Source organism: Tenacibaculum sp. 190524A02b (genome assembly GCF_964036645.1).
GTDB classification, from domain to species: Bacteria; Bacteroidota; Bacteroidia; order Flavobacteriales; family Flavobacteriaceae; genus Polaribacter; species Polaribacter vairaonense.
This window is the reverse complement of sequence record NZ_OZ038525.1, coordinates 4,786,554-4,803,734: the sequence shown is the minus strand read 5'-3', so window position 1 is coordinate 4,803,734 and position 17,181 is coordinate 4,786,554. Positions and strand designations below refer to the sequence as shown.

General features: G+C 32.0%; 14 protein-coding genes. 1 reads left to right on the top strand and 13 read right to left on the bottom strand.

Annotation, left to right across the window (positions count from 1 at the left end):
• Positions 1-25 precede the first annotated feature (25 nt).
• Together ABNT65_RS19680 and ABNT65_RS19675 are read right to left on the bottom strand one after the other, a co-directional pair.
• A complete protein-coding gene (locus ABNT65_RS19680; RefSeq protein WP_348746662.1) occupies positions 26-1,489 on the bottom strand; it encodes a hypothetical protein in 1,464 nt (487 codons plus the stop codon).
• 316 nt (positions 1,490-1,805) lie between these two features.
• Positions 1,806-2,306: a hypothetical protein gene (locus ABNT65_RS19675; RefSeq protein WP_348746661.1), complete on the bottom strand. Its 501-nt coding sequence runs from the start codon at positions 2,304-2,306 to the stop codon at positions 1,806-1,808.
• A gap of 29 nt (positions 2,307-2,335) precedes the next feature.
• Between ABNT65_RS19675 and ABNT65_RS19670 the strand changes: the two genes are divergently transcribed.
• Positions 2,336-4,471, top strand: a complete 2,136-nt coding sequence (locus tag ABNT65_RS19670) for a hypothetical protein (RefSeq protein WP_348746660.1) — start codon at positions 2,336-2,338, stop codon at positions 4,469-4,471.
• Positions 4,472-4,860: 389 nt separating this feature from the next.
• On the opposite strand, the gene ABNT65_RS19665 is transcribed toward ABNT65_RS19670, so the two are convergent.
• From ABNT65_RS19665 to ABNT65_RS19615, 11 genes are all read right to left on the bottom strand, one after another.
• Positions 4,861-7,491: a heavy metal translocating P-type ATPase gene (locus ABNT65_RS19665; protein ID WP_348746659.1), complete on the bottom strand. Its 2,631-nt coding sequence runs from the start codon at positions 7,489-7,491 to the stop codon at positions 4,861-4,863.
• Between the two features lie 82 nt (positions 7,492-7,573).
• Entirely contained in the window at positions 7,574-8,923 is a 1,350-nt protein-coding gene (locus ABNT65_RS19660; protein ID WP_348746658.1) for an APC family permease, read from the bottom strand.
• A gap of 12 nt (positions 8,924-8,935) precedes the next feature.
• Positions 8,936-11,176, bottom strand: coding sequence for a multicopper oxidase domain-containing protein (locus ABNT65_RS19655; RefSeq protein WP_348746657.1), 2,241 nt, complete (start codon positions 11,174-11,176; stop codon positions 8,936-8,938).
• A 275-nt stretch (positions 11,177-11,451) separates the two neighbouring features.
• Positions 11,452-12,030 (bottom strand): helix-turn-helix domain-containing protein, encoded by a 579-nt coding sequence (locus ABNT65_RS19650; protein WP_348746656.1) that lies wholly within the window; start codon positions 12,028-12,030, stop codon positions 11,452-11,454.
• 74 nt (positions 12,031-12,104) lie between these two features.
• The gene (locus tag ABNT65_RS19645) at positions 12,105-12,548 is read right to left on the bottom strand and encodes a heavy-metal-associated domain-containing protein (RefSeq protein ID WP_348746655.1); all 444 of its coding nucleotides are present in this window, start codon (positions 12,546-12,548) and stop codon (positions 12,105-12,107) included.
• Between the two features lie 20 nt (positions 12,549-12,568).
• The gene (locus tag ABNT65_RS19640; protein ID WP_348746654.1) at positions 12,569-14,299 is read right to left on the bottom strand and encodes an efflux RND transporter periplasmic adaptor subunit; all 1,731 of its coding nucleotides are present in this window, start codon (positions 14,297-14,299) and stop codon (positions 12,569-12,571) included.
• A 2-nt stretch (positions 14,300-14,301) separates the two neighbouring features.
• The gene (locus tag ABNT65_RS19635) at positions 14,302-15,012 is read right to left on the bottom strand and encodes a PepSY domain-containing protein (protein WP_348746653.1); all 711 of its coding nucleotides are present in this window, start codon (positions 15,010-15,012) and stop codon (positions 14,302-14,304) included.
• 3 nt (positions 15,013-15,015) lie between these two features.
• Complete coding sequence (locus ABNT65_RS19630; RefSeq protein ID WP_348746652.1) at positions 15,016-15,603, bottom strand: DUF2911 domain-containing protein; 588 nt, start codon at positions 15,601-15,603, stop codon at positions 15,016-15,018.
• A 6-nt stretch (positions 15,604-15,609) separates the two neighbouring features.
• Entirely contained in the window at positions 15,610-16,092 is a 483-nt protein-coding gene (locus ABNT65_RS19625; RefSeq protein WP_348746651.1) for a nuclear transport factor 2 family protein, read from the bottom strand.
• 10 nt (positions 16,093-16,102) lie between these two features.
• Positions 16,103-16,558, bottom strand: a complete 456-nt coding sequence (locus tag ABNT65_RS19620) for a heme-binding domain-containing protein (RefSeq protein WP_348746650.1) — start codon at positions 16,556-16,558, stop codon at positions 16,103-16,105.
• Positions 16,559-17,155, bottom strand: a complete 597-nt coding sequence (locus ABNT65_RS19615; protein ID WP_348746649.1) for a DUF3347 domain-containing protein — start codon at positions 17,153-17,155, stop codon at positions 16,559-16,561.
• Positions 17,156-17,181 lie beyond the last annotated feature (26 nt).

Below are 17,181 nucleotides of genomic sequence, written 5' to 3'. Positions count from 1 at the left end.
ATTATATTTTTCATATCTGTTATTTTTAAAAATTAGTATTGATTGTTTTGTGATGAGTAGTAATTCCATTTCCGTTTAGTACATCAGAGAATGGTGTATTGCTTTTCTTTCTGTAAGCTTTTAGATAAGCAAGCTTATCTAAAGAAGTACCTTGCGTTAGTAGCTTTTCAATAAAATATTTACGAGCTAGATGGTATCTAAAGAGCTTTCTCTCTACACCGGCACTTAGTAAGCGTTCTACTTCCTTGTCATAGGTTTCTTCGATTTCCAGAATACGTCTATTATTCTTATGAAATGTATTTCTCAGTTTTGCTATATACTTTCCTTGTTCGGCAATATTTTTTAAGATGCACGATGCAAATAAAGTAAGTACACTAAACAGTCCTACTAAGGCATAACTTAGCCAGTACACCCACGAAGGTTCTTCTTTAAGCTTTATGGAACGTTCATTGATTTCTGAACGCAGATTAGTCGTCTGAACTTGTAATTCTGGATCAACATCATAGGAATCTTCCAAAGCAGATTCCAAACGCCCAAGTCGTAACATTTCAGATTTTAGCTCTGATTTGGCTTTATCTCTACGTATATTGTAGTTCGTCAATAATCCAGCTCCAAAAATCTGAGCAAAAAACAGTATTGAAAAAACTGCAATGAGTATAGGATGTTTTCTCGTTCGTTCTAATAAACGCTGCACCAATCCAAATAAAACTCTACTCACAATATAGGTCACTCCAACGATCATTGTACTACATAACAAAGACTTAGGTTCAGAAAATCCCAAATTCTTATGGAATACATTCTGAAGAATAATTCCTTCTGCAACATAAATAAGCAAAAGTGAAATCCAAATAAATGGAACTGTAAAACCTGTCATATAGGCTTTGATATTCTCATGTAAAGCCACTTTTGGCTTTTCTCTGATTACTTTTGGTAATGGTTTAATACTACTACCCGTTCTAAATTGGCTTTCATTAACGCTCATAATTTGGCAAGCTCCATCGTGAATGCTCTCATCTAGGTATCTGACAAGTTCTATATCCTCTGGCGTATTTACTTTAGGAATGTAACTTGCATACTTAAAATCGTTTACGTCTTTATCCAATTTATAAGGAGCTTTTTCAGTATCATCTTCAAAAGTTATCGGAGGTATTACATCCGATTTCTTTTGCGACTTACAACAACCAAGTGCTATATGATTGTAATAACGATGTTCAACCTCATGATTTGTCGCACACAAATCTTTGTACTCTGCTCGCATTTTTACAATGGCTAGCTCTCGATCATGATATGCTGCATTTAGATCTGAAATAGTTTCTTCTATTCTTACAGTTTTTGCCTTAATAGGTGGTAATCCCAAAATCTTCATAAAACTATTAGCGTATTCAAAGGCTTCATTAGCTGAAATACCTAAAAATGTATTGAGAAATGCTATTAAAAGGTTCTTTACACCTTTAGTTCCTCGAAGGATATTTATTATATATTCTTTCATTTTAATATTTATGTTTTTAAAACCTCCCAAGAGTTTTTATTCTTAGGAGGGTTAATTAAACTTCTGTTTTTTTTAGTTCCTCTTTAGGAACTCTATTCACTTTTATAGTGAATCTTTGTTCTTCATATTTGAATCTTGGTTTTGTGTTCTATTTGCAACTAGAAGCAGGTTAATACTCAAATCAGAATTCTGAATTATTTATTCTTAAAGGCATATAGGCTTATTTGTTCCTGTATTGCTTACAGCAAAGAAAAAGAGGATATATAAAGTATTTAATGCAAGTAGAGTGCAAACGCAACGCAAATAGCTGAAAGGCTTATTTTAAAATAGTATCAGAGAAGTTTTCATTAAAAATACAGCTATCATCATTTATAAATTTTCTTATTAAATAATGATCTGTGTTATTCAATAATTCATAATTATCAACCTTATATTTTTCAGGAATGATTAATTCTGGTATATGATCATGAAGTTTAGTTTGATATAATTCAAAATCACATCTTTTTAAATGTCGATAGTTTAAAGCTGGTTTTTTTAATATATCTCGAAGAGTTAAGCCTACCTTAAAAACAATATCTGTTTGAATATCTTTAAATAATATTAAAGGCGGTAGTCCTAACACTTCGCTATCAGTTTCTATTGTTTCCTTTTTTTGACTTAAAACCGTATTAATTTTTTGTTTTATAGAATTTACTCCTTCAACTCCTAATAAATCATGTACTTCTTTAGTAGGACAAGGTATTCCCTCAAATAGATTTGTCCCATTTTCTACAATAGGAATATATTTCAAATTATATTGCTTATCTTTTTCACTCATTTTTTTAATTAGAACACAATAAATTTATTTTGTCAAATAAATCTTTAAAAAAACAGCAAATAGAAAACCTTAGAAGATTAGTAATATCTAAATACAACAATCAATCTTTAAGCGAAGAGAAACCTGATGCTATTGATGAAGTTAAAAGATTACTGTCTTTTTTAATTTATTATGATGAGTATGAAAACAAAAATTATGAGATAGTTAAAGCTAATATAACATCATATCTAAAAGAAGATATTTACCAAGCATTATTTGGCTACCTAAAAATTAAAGATAAAGAAGGCAAAGTTATCGATAACGAAAATGCAATTCTCGCCATGTGTCTTCCAGATGAAGACACTTTTGAAAGATTTGTAATTCATAAAACAACAACATTTTTAGATAATCGAAACTTATCTTTCATGGCTTTATACGTCGGTTATTGCGGCTGGGAGGGCTTTAAGAAAAGAAAAAGTATTTCTGATTGCTTTCTTATCTTAGAACAAAATCAAGAAGATTTATTTATAAAGAATAATGTAGCAATAACTCCTTTCTCTTTAGACTCTAATATTCCTATTTACAATAACAATGAAGGGTTTGAAATATTTAAAAAATATTTTGAAAAATACAATCATAAGATAGATAACGAAATTATCAAAATTCAAAAGGGAATAACTACTTTTAAAGATGAATATTTAATTTCAAATAAAAACCTTAGTTTTCTAAGAGACGAACTGAATCAGAATCAAGAAAAAATAATTAGCCAGATAGAAATTTTTGATGAAAAACTTAATTATTTGAAAAATCAAACAATTGACTATTTAAAACACCCTTTCAAAAAAGAGCAATTTGAAATTTTAGAAAAAATCTTCAATTCTAATAAATTAAATGTAAAAAACTCTTTAGAAGATCTACAAACGACTCAAGATAATATTAATCGCATTTGTTATAATTTAGGGTTAAAAATTGATCTATCAAAAAAAGAAATTATTCAAAACCAAAACAACGTTGCTGAAGATATTAAAACATCAAGCAGTAAAAATTTTCGTTCCCTGAAATTTTTTGGTGGTGCAATAGCTGGGCTAATTCTAATTATTTTATTGATTAAAACATTCATTCCTAAATCAGATATTCAGATAAAAGGATTGTTTGATGAAAAATTTGATGGTTTTGAATTTAAAGATTCAACAACTTTTAAATTATTGGTTATGCCTTTTAATAGGGATAGAGTTTCAAATCTTAATAGCAAAGCAAGTATAGAAGATCAATTTTTACGTAGGTTTAATAAGATAAGAAAGAGAGATAGTCTTAATATCGAAATAGCTTTCTTGAAAACTGATTCTCCACCAAGTGATGAATTTGATATTCAACCCATTTTAGATGAATATAAACCTAATATGATAATTTGGGGTAACTATGAAGAGAATATCAATGATGAAACCAAAATTGCCATAAACTATTCAATTTCTTCAGAGATTAGTTTGTCATTAGGTATTCCCAAAAATATGGAAACAAATTTGACATCTATCAATTCTATGGAATCAATAAGAAATGGAAAATTACAAGGAGATATAGATAATATAATTTTTTGGATTGTAGCTAATTATCATTTCAAGAAAAACGAGTTTAATAAATCTTATTTAGCATTAAATAAAATGAAAGAAAACAAGGGTTTCGAATATCATTATAATGTATTAATGTATTTAGTTTGTAAAAAAAGAAAAGATGAAACTAACTCAAAAATATTCTTCTCTTTAGCTGTAGAATCAATAAAAAATCACCCAACTAAAGATTTAATAAAAAAATATAATGAATTGGCAAGTATTTTATTATTTGAGAAAAATATGATTAATTCATTATTTTACTTTACAAAGTCATTAAAAATAAATCCGAATGATAATTACGCCTTAAAATCTGTTGGTATGATTTTAACTTATGAAAAAGAATATGAAATGGCTGAAAAGATTTTTTTAAAATCTATTAAATTGAATGACAAAGATGCTCATACATGGTATCTATTGGGAATAACTTACGTCTACAATAATAAAAATGAAGAAGCTGGAACTGCTTTTCAAATAGCAGCTAAGCTAAACCCAAAACTAAAAAGTTTTTTTAAAGAATTCATTAAAAATAAAAATTTACGAATATCTGATGCCAATAAAGTATTTAAACACAACTTTTGACCTTGATCCCATTTGAATAAAATAGCTAAATGTTTTAGATATGTTTTAGGAAAGATATTAAAAAAGGCTTCACATTTCTGCGAAGCCTTATTACTACTAGTAGCGGGAGCTGGACTCGAACCAGCGACCTTCGGGTTGTTAGATTTATAATTAATTTATAGATAAACCACCATAAAACAACATGCTTATTTTATATCAATTTAACTATGCTTAAAAATGTCATTTGTTCTAGATATGTTTTAGAATAAATAAATAAACAGGGGATGAAAACTCAGCTTTTTCAAATTTGTATCGAAGACGGGATCGTCAGTTTAGAAAGACCGCAAAAATTACTCACTAGATATTAAAAACTTTAATTAGGTTCTTATTAATATTCTTTTCACGCTAAACTATACCTTCACATTCCTTAATCGCAACGCATTCCCGATTACAGACACAGAGCTAAAGCTCATAGCCAATGCGGCTATCATGGGCGATAATAATATTCCAAATATTGGAAATAAAACCCCAGCAGCTACAGGAACACCTAAAACATTATAGATAAATGCAAAAAATAGATTTTGCTTGATATTTTGTACAACTTTATGACTTAAGTTTTTAGCCTTTACAATACCTTGTAAATCTCCTTTTACTAAGGTTATAGAGGCACTTTCTATAGCAACATCTGTTCCTGTTCCCATAGCTATTCCGACATCAGACTGTGCCAACGCTGGTGCATCATTAATACCATCTCCTGCCATTGCTACAATTTTACCTTGGGATTGTAATAACTCAATTTCTTTAAGTTTATCCTCTGGTAAGCATTCTGCTTTAAAATGTTCTAGCTGTAATTTTTCTGCAACTGCTTGGGCGGTATTTTTATTATCACCTGTAAGCATTATCACTTCAATACCTTTTGCTTGTAAAGTTTTAATAGCTTCCTCACTTGTTTTCTTAATGGCATCAAAAATAGTAACATAACCAACGGCTTCTTTACCGATAGCAATGTATGAAACCGTTTTACCTTGTTGTTGCTCTGCTTTAGCTTGTTCTAACAAGTTATTAGAAAGCTCAATATTAAACTGATGTAACAATTTATCATTACCTAAAGAAACTAGTTGTCCGTCTATTGTTCCAATAACTCCTTTACCTTTTACGGCTTCAAAATCTGGAACATCAACATCCTCAATGTTTTTTTCTTTGGCGAATTTAACTACTGCTTCAGCTAATGGATGCTCACTATATTGATTCAATGATGCTATCTTTTGAGTTAAATCAGTTTCAGAGATTTTTTCTGAAATTGATATAACCTTTTCTACAGACGGTTTCCCTTCAGTAATGGTTCCCGTTTTATCTACAATTAAGGTATCAACCTTCTCCATTTTTTCAAGAGCTTCAGCGTTTTTAATCAAAACACCTGATTGTGCTCCACGTCCAACACCAACCATTACAGACATTGGTGTGGCTAATCCTAAGGCACAAGGACACGCAATAATCAACACAGCTATGGCATTTACAAAGGCAAATACATAAGTTGGTTCAGGTCCAAAAATAGCCCAAACAATAAATGTAAGTACAGCAACCGCCAATACAATTGGCACAAAATATTTTGAGATTTTATCTGCTAACTTTTGCATTGGTGCTTTTGAACGACTCGCACTATTTACCATCGTAATGATTTGAGATAACAAGGTTTCTGAACCTACTTTTTGGGCTTCCATCACAAAAGATTTTGTACCATTAATAGTTCCTGAGCTTACTTTATCACCTTGCTTTTTATCTGCAGGAATTGGTTCTCCAGTAATCATGGATTCATCAATACTACTTATCCCTTCGTTAATTACTCCATCAACAGGAATCTTTTCTCCTGGTTTTACACGTAATAAATCACCTTGTTGAATTTTATCAATAGCAATAATTTTTTCTTCTCCATTTACTAATAGTGTTGCTGTTGAAGGAACTAATTTTAGTAGTTCTTTAATTGCTCCACTAGTTTGACTATGTGCTCTTGCTTCCAGTAATTGCCCTAATAACACTAAGGTCAATATCACTGTAGTAGCTTCAAAATATACAAATACATTACCGTGAGGTGTTTTAAATTGCGCTGGGAAAATATCTGAAAATAACATAGCAAACACACTAAATACCCACGCAATACCTGCGCCAATACCAATTAAGGTAAACATATTAAGATTCCGTGTTTTTATAGACTTCCATGCTTTTTCAAAGAACATCCAAGTTGCATAAAAAACAACAGGAATGGATAATACCAACTGAACCCAGTTCCACATTTTTTGATCTAAAATGTTATATAACGGATTGTTAGATATCATTTCAGACATGGCAATAATGAAAATAGGAATGGTAAAAGCAACCGCTACTTTAAACTTTTTAAGTAGTTTTTGATAAATAGCATCTTCTTCATTATCACTGTGTTCCATTGGTACTAAATCCATACCACAAATTGGACATGAACCAAACTCGTCTTTAACAATTTCTGGATGCATTGGACAGGTAAACTGTACATTTTTAGGCATCAGCTCTGGAATTTTTTCCAAATTCATTCCGCAAACGGGACAATCACCAGGTTTATCATACACTTTAGAACCTTCACAATGCATAGGGCAATGATATTTTCCAGCAGCTTCTGGATCTAATGTTGGTGTAGGGTGATTGTGTTCATGACCATGTTGATGATGCTTTCTTGTGCTGTGTCCAGTACTACAACATGAAGCAGCTTTTTCTTCTGTTCTATTTTGATGCGACTTAGTAGCTTTAGCATTTCCACCACAACAAGAGCCTCCTTTGTTTTCTCCTTCTTTTTTAGGGGTATGATGTGTCATTTCAATAGTATAGTTCCCTGCTTCAGCTAATACTTCTTGCATAGTTTCTGTAGCAACATGTTGCTCCATTTCTATGGTAGCGCTATCTGGTAAACTTACTTGTGCACTTGTAATGCCTTCAATACTATTTAAGGTTTTTTCAACTTTAGTTCTACAACCATTACAGGTCATTCTTGTTATTTTATAAGTATGCGTCATAATTGTTGGATATTAAGTTTGAGATGCTTGAAACTAAGTCAGATTAAAAATCATCCCTTTGTATTTTATTATTATTTCTATATTACATTTTCATCATATCGTGTTCATCCATATCCATTTCCATATGCATATTTCCGTGTTCATCTGTATGCGATTTCATAAAAAGAAATTGAAAAAGAAAAATCAAAACAATCCCAATACCAGCAACCATAAGTACAAATGGGTCGTTTAAATATTTCATGTAGATAAATGCTCCTAGAACGAGTACATCCATTAAAATGGCGATAATTGGAATATTAGGATTAAATTGAACTTCTTTTTTAAGATATCTGAAAAGTCCCCAATGAATAGCTATGTCCATTATTAAATAAAATATGGCTCCAATTGAAGCAATTCTTGTTAAATCAAATAATATTGTCAGCAGTATCGCCAAAGAAACCGTAAAAATTAAAGCTGTATTCTTAAGGTTTTTTACTCTGTTTAAATCTGGTACTTGTTTTATTTTGCTTAACATCCCCAACATTCTTGAAGCTGAATAGACACTAGCAATAACTCCAGAAACTGTAGCAATAATTGCAAGAAAAATAGTAAGTATTGAACCCCATTTGCCCAAAGCAGGTTTCGCTGCTGCAGCCAAAGCATAGTCTTTAGCAGCAATAATTTCTTCAACTGTTAGACCTCCTGCCACAGAAAGTGCTAAGATTACATAAATAATCGTACAGATTAGTATGGAAATAATGATTGAGCGTCCAACATTTTTGTGTGGGTTTTCTATGTCTGCTCCCTGGTTGGTAATGGTTGTAAATCCTTTATAGGCTAAAATAGATAAAGCCAATGCAGCAATAAAACTAAATCCTTCTGGTAACAATTGGCTGTTGGCAGGTGTATAATTACCTGTAATGGTTGGCAAACCAGAAATAATCAAGCCAGAAATTGCCAATAAGGCAATACCTGCTACTTTAATAATTGCAGTAAAGGTAACAGTGGCTTCAATTATCTTATTTCCAGAAATATTTACAATATAGGCAACTGCAATAAGAATTACACCTAATACAGATGCATAGCCTGCGTATTCTTCTGGGAATAACCGTAAAGTATAGGCACCAAAAGTACCAGCAACTAAACTTTCGGCAACTACCATTGACACGTACATTAATAGTGAAAATGAACCGGCTGCCGTTCCTGGGCCATAAGCCTTTGTTAAAAATTTTGCAACACCACCAGAAGATGGAAAAGCATTTGAAAATTTAACGTATGAATAAGAGCTAAAAGCAACTACAATAGCTCCTGCAATAAATGCAATAGGAAACAAATCGCCAATAAGTTCAGCAATTTGTCCCATTAGTACAAAAATACCTGCCCCAATCATAACACCTGTTCCTAATGAAACAGAACCTAATAAAGAGAGTTTTTGGTTGTTTTTTGCTTTCATAATTTAAGATGCTTAAAATCTAACTGTCAATCCGCCACCAGCTCCAAAACGATTATCATAACTAACTGATAATGAAAAGTACTGTCCTAAGATATACTCTGCACCAACACTCCAAACATATTCGCGTTCCCAGTTTGTATCTGCTGGCAAGTCATTTTTCCAACCAAAATCGGCTTGCATTTGCCACATTCCTTGTAACTCTACGCGATTAAATATTGGAATTGCAGTTGAAAACTGAATTTGAGGACGTAGCTGTGTGTCGATACCTAAATCGCTATCAATAAAGCAAGGTAATAACCAACGTACACCAGCTCGTCCAACAGTTGTGATTTCATCTAAAGAATCTTCAACTTCGTTTTCGGCTTCTATTCCGATGTATGCTCTAAAAAATATTCCGAGGTAACGTTCATAATCCGCACCAACTTCCAAATTCTTATTCCAACCAAATTGTGCATCAACATTAAATTGGTTGTAGGTGTTAGTTGCTACTAATTCTAATGAGGCCATATGACTTGCAACAGTCGTTTCTCCCCAAGTATAGATTTTTTGATCTGCTTTGGTAAGTTGTTTTAATGGATAGTTTGCCATTCGAGGATCGCGCGGATCACCATAACTAAAAATACGTGCCATACCAGCTTTGGCGTGATACAAGATATGACAATGAAAAAACCAATCCCCAGTTTCATTGGCATCGAACTCAATAGTAACGCTTCCCATTGGAGGTACATTTACCGTATGCTTTAATGGTGAGTATTCACCATTGGAATTGACAACCCTAAAAAAATGTCCGTGTAAATGCATTGGGTGATGCATCATTGTTTTGTTATTAAGGGTAATACGTGTTTTTTCACCTCGTTTTATTTTTATTTTATCAACTTCGGAAAGGACTTTGCCATTTAAACTCCACACATAACGCAACATATTTCCAGTAAGATTAAGTGTGATTTCATTGGTCGGCAACTCGGAATGAATGGTTGTTTTTACAGGTGATTTTAAATAATCATACGAAAACTCCTTGTTCATCTGCATATTCATTCCTTTCATTTTTGTAGCATCTGATTTCATCATATCCATTTTATGATGTTGATGCTTGTCATTCATCTTCATTTTTGGCATCGAATCTTTTTTATGCACAGGTGCTTCTTCCATTTCCATATCTTTATTCATAGCCATTTTTTTATCCATTTTCATAGCTCCTCCCATCTTCATATTCCCCATTTGTTTAAGCATCTTTATGTAATCTACAGGAGGCAATACCTTAGCCTTTTCTACAGTACCTCTCCCTAATATTGCAGATGTGAATCCAGAACCATCTTGAGCAGTAGCTCTTACTTCTATTGCGCCACTTTCGGGAATTGTTACGATATAATCATACGTTTCTGCAATGGCATGTAATACCTTATCTCTATGAACAGGAACTACACCTACACCATCACTAGCAACAAGCATTTGTTTTCCGCCAATGGTAATCCAAAAATAGGTAGCAGCCGAAGCGTTAACCATTCTAATACGTACTTTATCACCCGCTTTGAATTGTGGATAAGTAGGTGCTGGTTTTCCGTTGATTAAAAATGCTTCGAAAGCCACATCAGAAATATCTACTCCTGGCATTCGCTTGCTCCATAACTTTAATTGAGCGCCAAGCGCATTGTTAGCAATGGCATTGGCTAAAGAAACATTAGTCTTACGTTTAATAGCATACCACTCATTATTTCGTTTTAGGTTTTTAAGTACACTATAGGGCTTTTCATCTGTCCAGTCAGATAATACCAAGGTCAGATCATAATCGTAATCGAGTTTTTGTTTTTTTGGCTTTATCATAATAGCACCATATACTCCTCGCTGTTCTTGTAAACCTGTGTGTGAATGATACCAATACGTTCCTGAATGTGTAAGTGGAAATTCGAATTTGTGGGTTTTCCCTGGAAGAATAGGTGGCGAATTGAGATACGGCACACCATCTTGAAAATTAGGTAAAATCAATCCGTGCCAATGCACAGAGGTTTCGACCTTCATATTGTTAGTAACGTAGATAACAGCGTTTTGCCCTTCGGTAAAAGTCAAGGTTGGTGCAGGGATAGAATTGTTTACTGCCATTGCTTCAACTTCTTTCCCTGTGAAGTTTACCATTTTTTCGTCTATGGTAATGCGGTAAATAACCGTATTTCCTGAAATTTCAGGTATTATTTTTTCTTGTGCTATTATATTAATTACAAAAAGAAATGCTATTAAATTTAAAACTACTGATTTCATATTTTAAATATTCTGTTTCACGAATTTCTTATAAAACAGACCCTTTATCGTGTATAATTATGGTTAATTTGTATCAATTGTACTTCGTTATATTTTTTTAAAGACTAAGGTTGTTTTTATTATTTCGATTCTTTTTCTATTCGTTTCTTTATATAATTTATAAGACTAAATAATATACGCAAAAGGAACTTGTATGAAAAAAAAACAACTAAACTTATCATTACCGTTTTCATAATAACATCTTCATTAAATCAACCTGAAAAGAATGAAAACAGTTATAAACCTGTGTCATTATTAAGTTTATCAAGTGTATTTCTTTTACCAAAAGCTTTAAATTGCGTAGGGGTTAGCCCTGTAACTTGTTTAAATTGTCTTGATAAATGTTGAGGACTGCTATAATTTAAATCGTAGGATATTTGCGATAGACTTAGCTCACCATATTTTAGCAACTCCTTAACCTTTTCTATTTTTAGATAAATAATATATTTTTCAATAGTTGTCCTTTCAGTTTCAGAAAACAGTTTACTAAGATTAGTATAATCCATACCAATGGCATCTGTTAATATTGTAGAAATGTTTTGTGTTACTTTAGTATTACTATGATGAATTTGTTCTATAAGAATTGATTTTATTTTATTTATAAGTTGCCTATCCTTATTTTCTAAAATCTCAAACCCTTCTTTTTTAAGTATTTGTTTTATTTGATGTAGAGTAGTTTCGTCTACTGTTTCTTTAAAATGAATACTTCCCAAATTAACCTCATCAAAATTTATCTGGTTTTTAGTTAACTCATCAGTAATAACTTTAATACAGCGAGGACACACCATATTTTTTATGTAAAGAATAGTATTCATTATTTTTGTTGTTTTAGATATCTAATTGATTGCTTCCGAAAACATTAAAATATATTTTCGGAAGCTATGTTTTCTTAATGATCGTGATTAGAATGGTCATCAGAACTGTTCTCTCCAGATTGATTCATTTGCATACTATGATCATATTTGCAACATCCTGGTAAGCCGTTATATGCTTCTTCATTCCCTGCTACTTTTTCAGTATCATAACCAGATACGGCAATAGCATTATGAATTGCCATGACGTTAGTCTTTGATTCATCAAAAGACACATCAATTTTCTTTTTGTTTCTATCCCAAACTGCACTAGTAACACCAGCTACTCCATTAGCAGCTTTTTCTATGGTGTTTTTACACATACCACAGTTTCCTCTAACTCCAAAACTAGTATTGGTCATTGCAATAGTTTTAACCGCTTCTATTTTAGGCGAATCCTTAGTTTCTTTTTTTGCTTCGTTTTTACAGCTAGTAAATAGTATTGAAACTACTACTGCTACACTTAAAATTACTTTTTTCATTATCTTTATTTTATTAATTATTATTCTATTGTTTCTTTAACTTCTCCACACCTTAACATCGCATCTCCGAAATAGGGGTTTAATACTTTTTCCTCAAGACTTAACCAATAAGCTCCTTTATTGTTATTTGCCATAGGGCAGAATTGATGATATATTTTTGTATTAACACCGAATAATTGTATTGCTTTTGTAAGATGTGTCGATAAATGCTTAAAGTGATCTCTTTGTTTTTTAATATCTGAAATACTTGAAATGGATTTCGCAGCAGATTTAATTTCTTTCTCCAACGGCATCCAATGACTGTGTGCGCTCTTATCTTTCAACAATTTCATATCTACTTTGTTTAAACTAGATTGAAGTGTTGTTGCTGATGTACTTGAAGTATTAGCATCATCTTTTACCAAAGCATCTTTTAATTGAATATAATTCTCGAAAACACTTTTTAGTTGGTTTTGAAATTTGGCAGATACTTCTATTCTTTCAACAGCTTCATTCATACTATGTCCTGCGTGTTCGTCCATTGTATTTTGATTGTTCATCATCGATTTTTTACCTTGTAATTGTGCCGCAGCATCAATAGTAAATGTACCGTTGGTAACAATTTCATCTCCTTTTTTCAAGCCTTTTATCACTTCATAATTTTCTCCAATCTCATTGCCTAATTTTACTTCACGCATTTCAAATACAGGTTGGTCAGAACTTGTTTTCACATATACTACTGAACGTTCACCAGTCCATAAAACAGCGGAAGTAGGAACCGATAGTAATTCCTTCTTATCATGATTTTCAACTTCAATTTTACCTTCTACAAACATTCCTGGTTTAAAAGCATCTTTTGAATTTTTTAAAACAACTCTTAGACTTACCGTTCTGGTTTTGGTATTTAAAACAGGATCTATAAAATCTACTTTGGCTTTAAACTTCTTATTTGGATAAGCATTCGTCGTTATGGTAATTTCCTGTCCTTTATTGAATAAATCGATTTGATTTTCATATACATCAAAATTTGCCCAAACAGTATTTAAGTTAGCTATTTTAAGTAAAGGTTGTCCTTGTTTTATAGCAGCTCCTTCTTCAACCAACTTTTCTGAAACTGTACCTGAAACTGTTGCATATACTGGAAAATTCTCTTTTACTTTTCCTAAATTTTCAATTTGATTGATATGCTTTTCTGAAAGCTTCCAGAGTTTTAATTTTCTACGTACAGCTTGGTATAACGCAGGTTGTGATTCTTTTAGAGACGCTGCGGTAATCAACTCTTGTTGTGCTGCAAATAATTCAGGAGAATAAATGGTAGCTAGCAACTGTCCTTTACGTACCTCTTCACCTACATAATTAAGATTTAATCGTTCAATTCTTCCTGAAAAATAACTGACCTGCACAGCATTCGCTTCTTCATTTTCTACAATCTTTCCTGACAACTTTATGGTATTTCCTTCTGTCTCACTATCTCCTACAACAGAGGTTTGTACGTTTGCCAAAGCCATAGCATTTTTTGACAATTTAAATTCATCTGGACGTAATCCATCTGCTCCAGCTTCAGCAGGAATCAAATCCATACCACATATAGGGCAATCACCAGGTTCTGGTTGCATAATTTGCGGATGCATAGAACAAGTCCATTGTTGATTTGCAGCCGTAGTTTCATCATGATTATGAGTTGTTTTACCTTCAGATGAACCACCAAAAAGTAACCAGCCAAATAGCAAACCAGCTAATAATATTCCTAAATAGATTATGTGTTTTTTCATCTTTATTTTTTTATTCGTTTTAATAATTTTCTAACTGATGGTGAAGATGTATACCACAATAAAAATCCACTTAATACGGTTATTAATCCTAAAAGTGAAAAGGCTCTTAATACGAGTGTATTGAAGTTGTCTCTACCTTCATAATCCATTGTATGTGTCATCCATAAAAAATCGAACCATCGCCAACTTCGATGCCTTACGGTTTGAAATTTTCCATCCTTAACAGATACATATGCTTTTAGTTCTTCATCGGTATCATAAGAAATTACATAAGCAGGTAATAATCGCTCTCTATATTCGTGGTGTTTTCCTGCTTCTTTAATCTTTTCAATCGAAGCTACTTTTAAGCCATCTTTCATGTAGTTTTTAGCTATGTACAAAGCTTCTTCTTCGGAAATATTTTCTTTTAGACTACCATCCAAAGCATTGTATAATTGTTTCTTGTTTATCCAATAAAATGGAACACCATTAATATCTCTTAAAGCAATGGTATTAATTCCTCCAGAATTTTTTAATTCAGAAGGGCTCACGAGATTATTAAATGTTTTAGGCTGATACTCTAAATTCTTGAATTGGTCCCCGTGAATATCGTCTATATTCGTCCAACTAAAATAAAGCCCACTGATTGTCCAAAATAGAAACTGAACACCTATAAAAACACCCAAATAACGATGAGTTTTTCTAATTTTTTGTGCTGTGTGTCTGTTAACCATTTTTTATTCTTTTACCTTAAAATCAAAACTTACAGTTACTTTTTCCCAAGTTAGAGAAATACTACCTTCATCACCACTAATCTTACTAACTTTGTACTCTAAATGTTCTTTTATTTTATCAGAGATAGTAGGTTTAACCTTAAAACGGAGTACATCATCCTTCTCATCATAATCATCTTTTCCGTGTTGGTTCCAATTAGAATTGAAAATTATTATCCATTCTTCTTTTGATGGAATGGTGAAAAAGCCATATTTGCCTTTGGGTAGTTCTTGTCCTTGAATAGTTAAATCTTTATTGGTTTCTATCCATGTTGCCATGTGCGCTCCCGCTTGCCATACTTTATCATAAGCTAATAAGCCTCCAAATATTATTCTATCTCTTACTCCAGGTGAGGAATAATCAATATGAATATGGGCATCACCAATCATTGCCATAGTAGAAGTATGTGGACTTAATACTTTTTTTGAAGACTTTGATGAAGTTTCAGTTTTTGATTGCTCTAAAGTTTCTTTGGTCTCTTTTGCTTCTTGCTTACACGAAACAAAAAGAAACGTATATAGTAATAGAGTAAAAAGAATACGTAGTTTCATATGATCTTATTTTTTATTTCTTGAAGAAGAATGTATTTTGATAATTTTCCATTTGCCATCCATTTTCTTTAGAATGGAAGTTGCTACACCTTTTTTCTTAATAGTTCGAGAATTGCCCTTATCATTTGGATTTAAGACGATAGTATAGATGTATGTTTCTGTAGTAAATGCATAGGGTGCATCTACTTTCACATCAATTTCATAATCTGAAAAAGTAAAGCTTTTAAAATGCCCTAATTCTGGACCTAAATGATGCTCTATATAATGTGCATAAGAACCTTCTACACCGCCTGATTCAAACACTTCAGAATCTTCAGTAAACAACTCAAACGTACCTTTTGTTGTTAAGTTTTGTAAAGCGTTTTTGTATGACTTCATTACTTCGATAACGTCTTGTTTATCTGTCATATTCTTACTATTCTGTGCATTAGTAAAATTGACATTTGTAAGCAAAATAGTTACTAGTGTAATTAATTTAAGTATTTTCATAATAATAGTTTTATTCTAATTTTTTTCTTAATTCTTTCATATAATCAAGAACCAAGGTCTTTTCAGATTCTGATAATTCAGCTTCCTTATGAATCAAAGTGTAAGAATCTAGAGGCATTTTATCACTTTCAATCTGTTTAATAATAGACCTTAGTTTACTTACTTTTCTTCGATTTGAAAGAGAACCCCACTCATTAAAATTTAACTCTGCTTTTCCCTCTTCAACATGATCTTCTATAAACCAGGATATTGGTTGAATTTTATTGTACCAAGGATATTTTGTGTTGTTACTGTGACAATCATAGCACGAGACTTGTAATATTGTTCCAATTTCTTTTGGTGTATTATTTAATATTAAAAAGTCATTTTTGGGTACAATACTACTTTGGTTTAGTTTTGTGGGTACAAATTGTATACCCACAAAACATACCAACAGAATAAGTGCTATGATTTTTACAACTCTCATTTAGTTAATTTCTTTTTGCACCTTTCCGCAGGTTAACATTTTATTACCATAGTAAGGGTTTTTTACATTTTTTTCCATACTTAACCATGCACCACCTCCATCATACATAGGACAAAACTGCTGATATAAAGTATTCTCCGTTCCTGTTATGGCAACCATATCTATAATATCCTTACTCAATACTTTAAAGTGCTCACGTTGATGCCCAATTTCACTTCTGCTAATATGTTCAGCATGTTCGGTAGCATCAGCGATAATATCTTTTAATTCCTTCTGCTGTTCTGCACTATAGTTGTTCACTTTAAATGCTTTTAATGTGTTTTCTAATGTTTTACCAGCTTTGGCTGCCGCAGATTCATTTGTTGCTACTAAAGCATCTTTAAGAGCCATATAAGCAGTTAATACTTTTTGAGCATCAGTTGAGTTTTGAGCATCAGAAACTGTCTTATCAGTAGAAGCATTCATTTCATCATGATTCATCTCAGAATGTTCTGTATTAGTAGCAGTATTTTCTTTTGTACCATTCTTACATGACATGGCTGTTAAACTTAAAGATGTCATTAATGTAATTGCTAAGATTAATTTTACTTTTTTCATTGTTGTTTGATTTAAAAATTATGTTT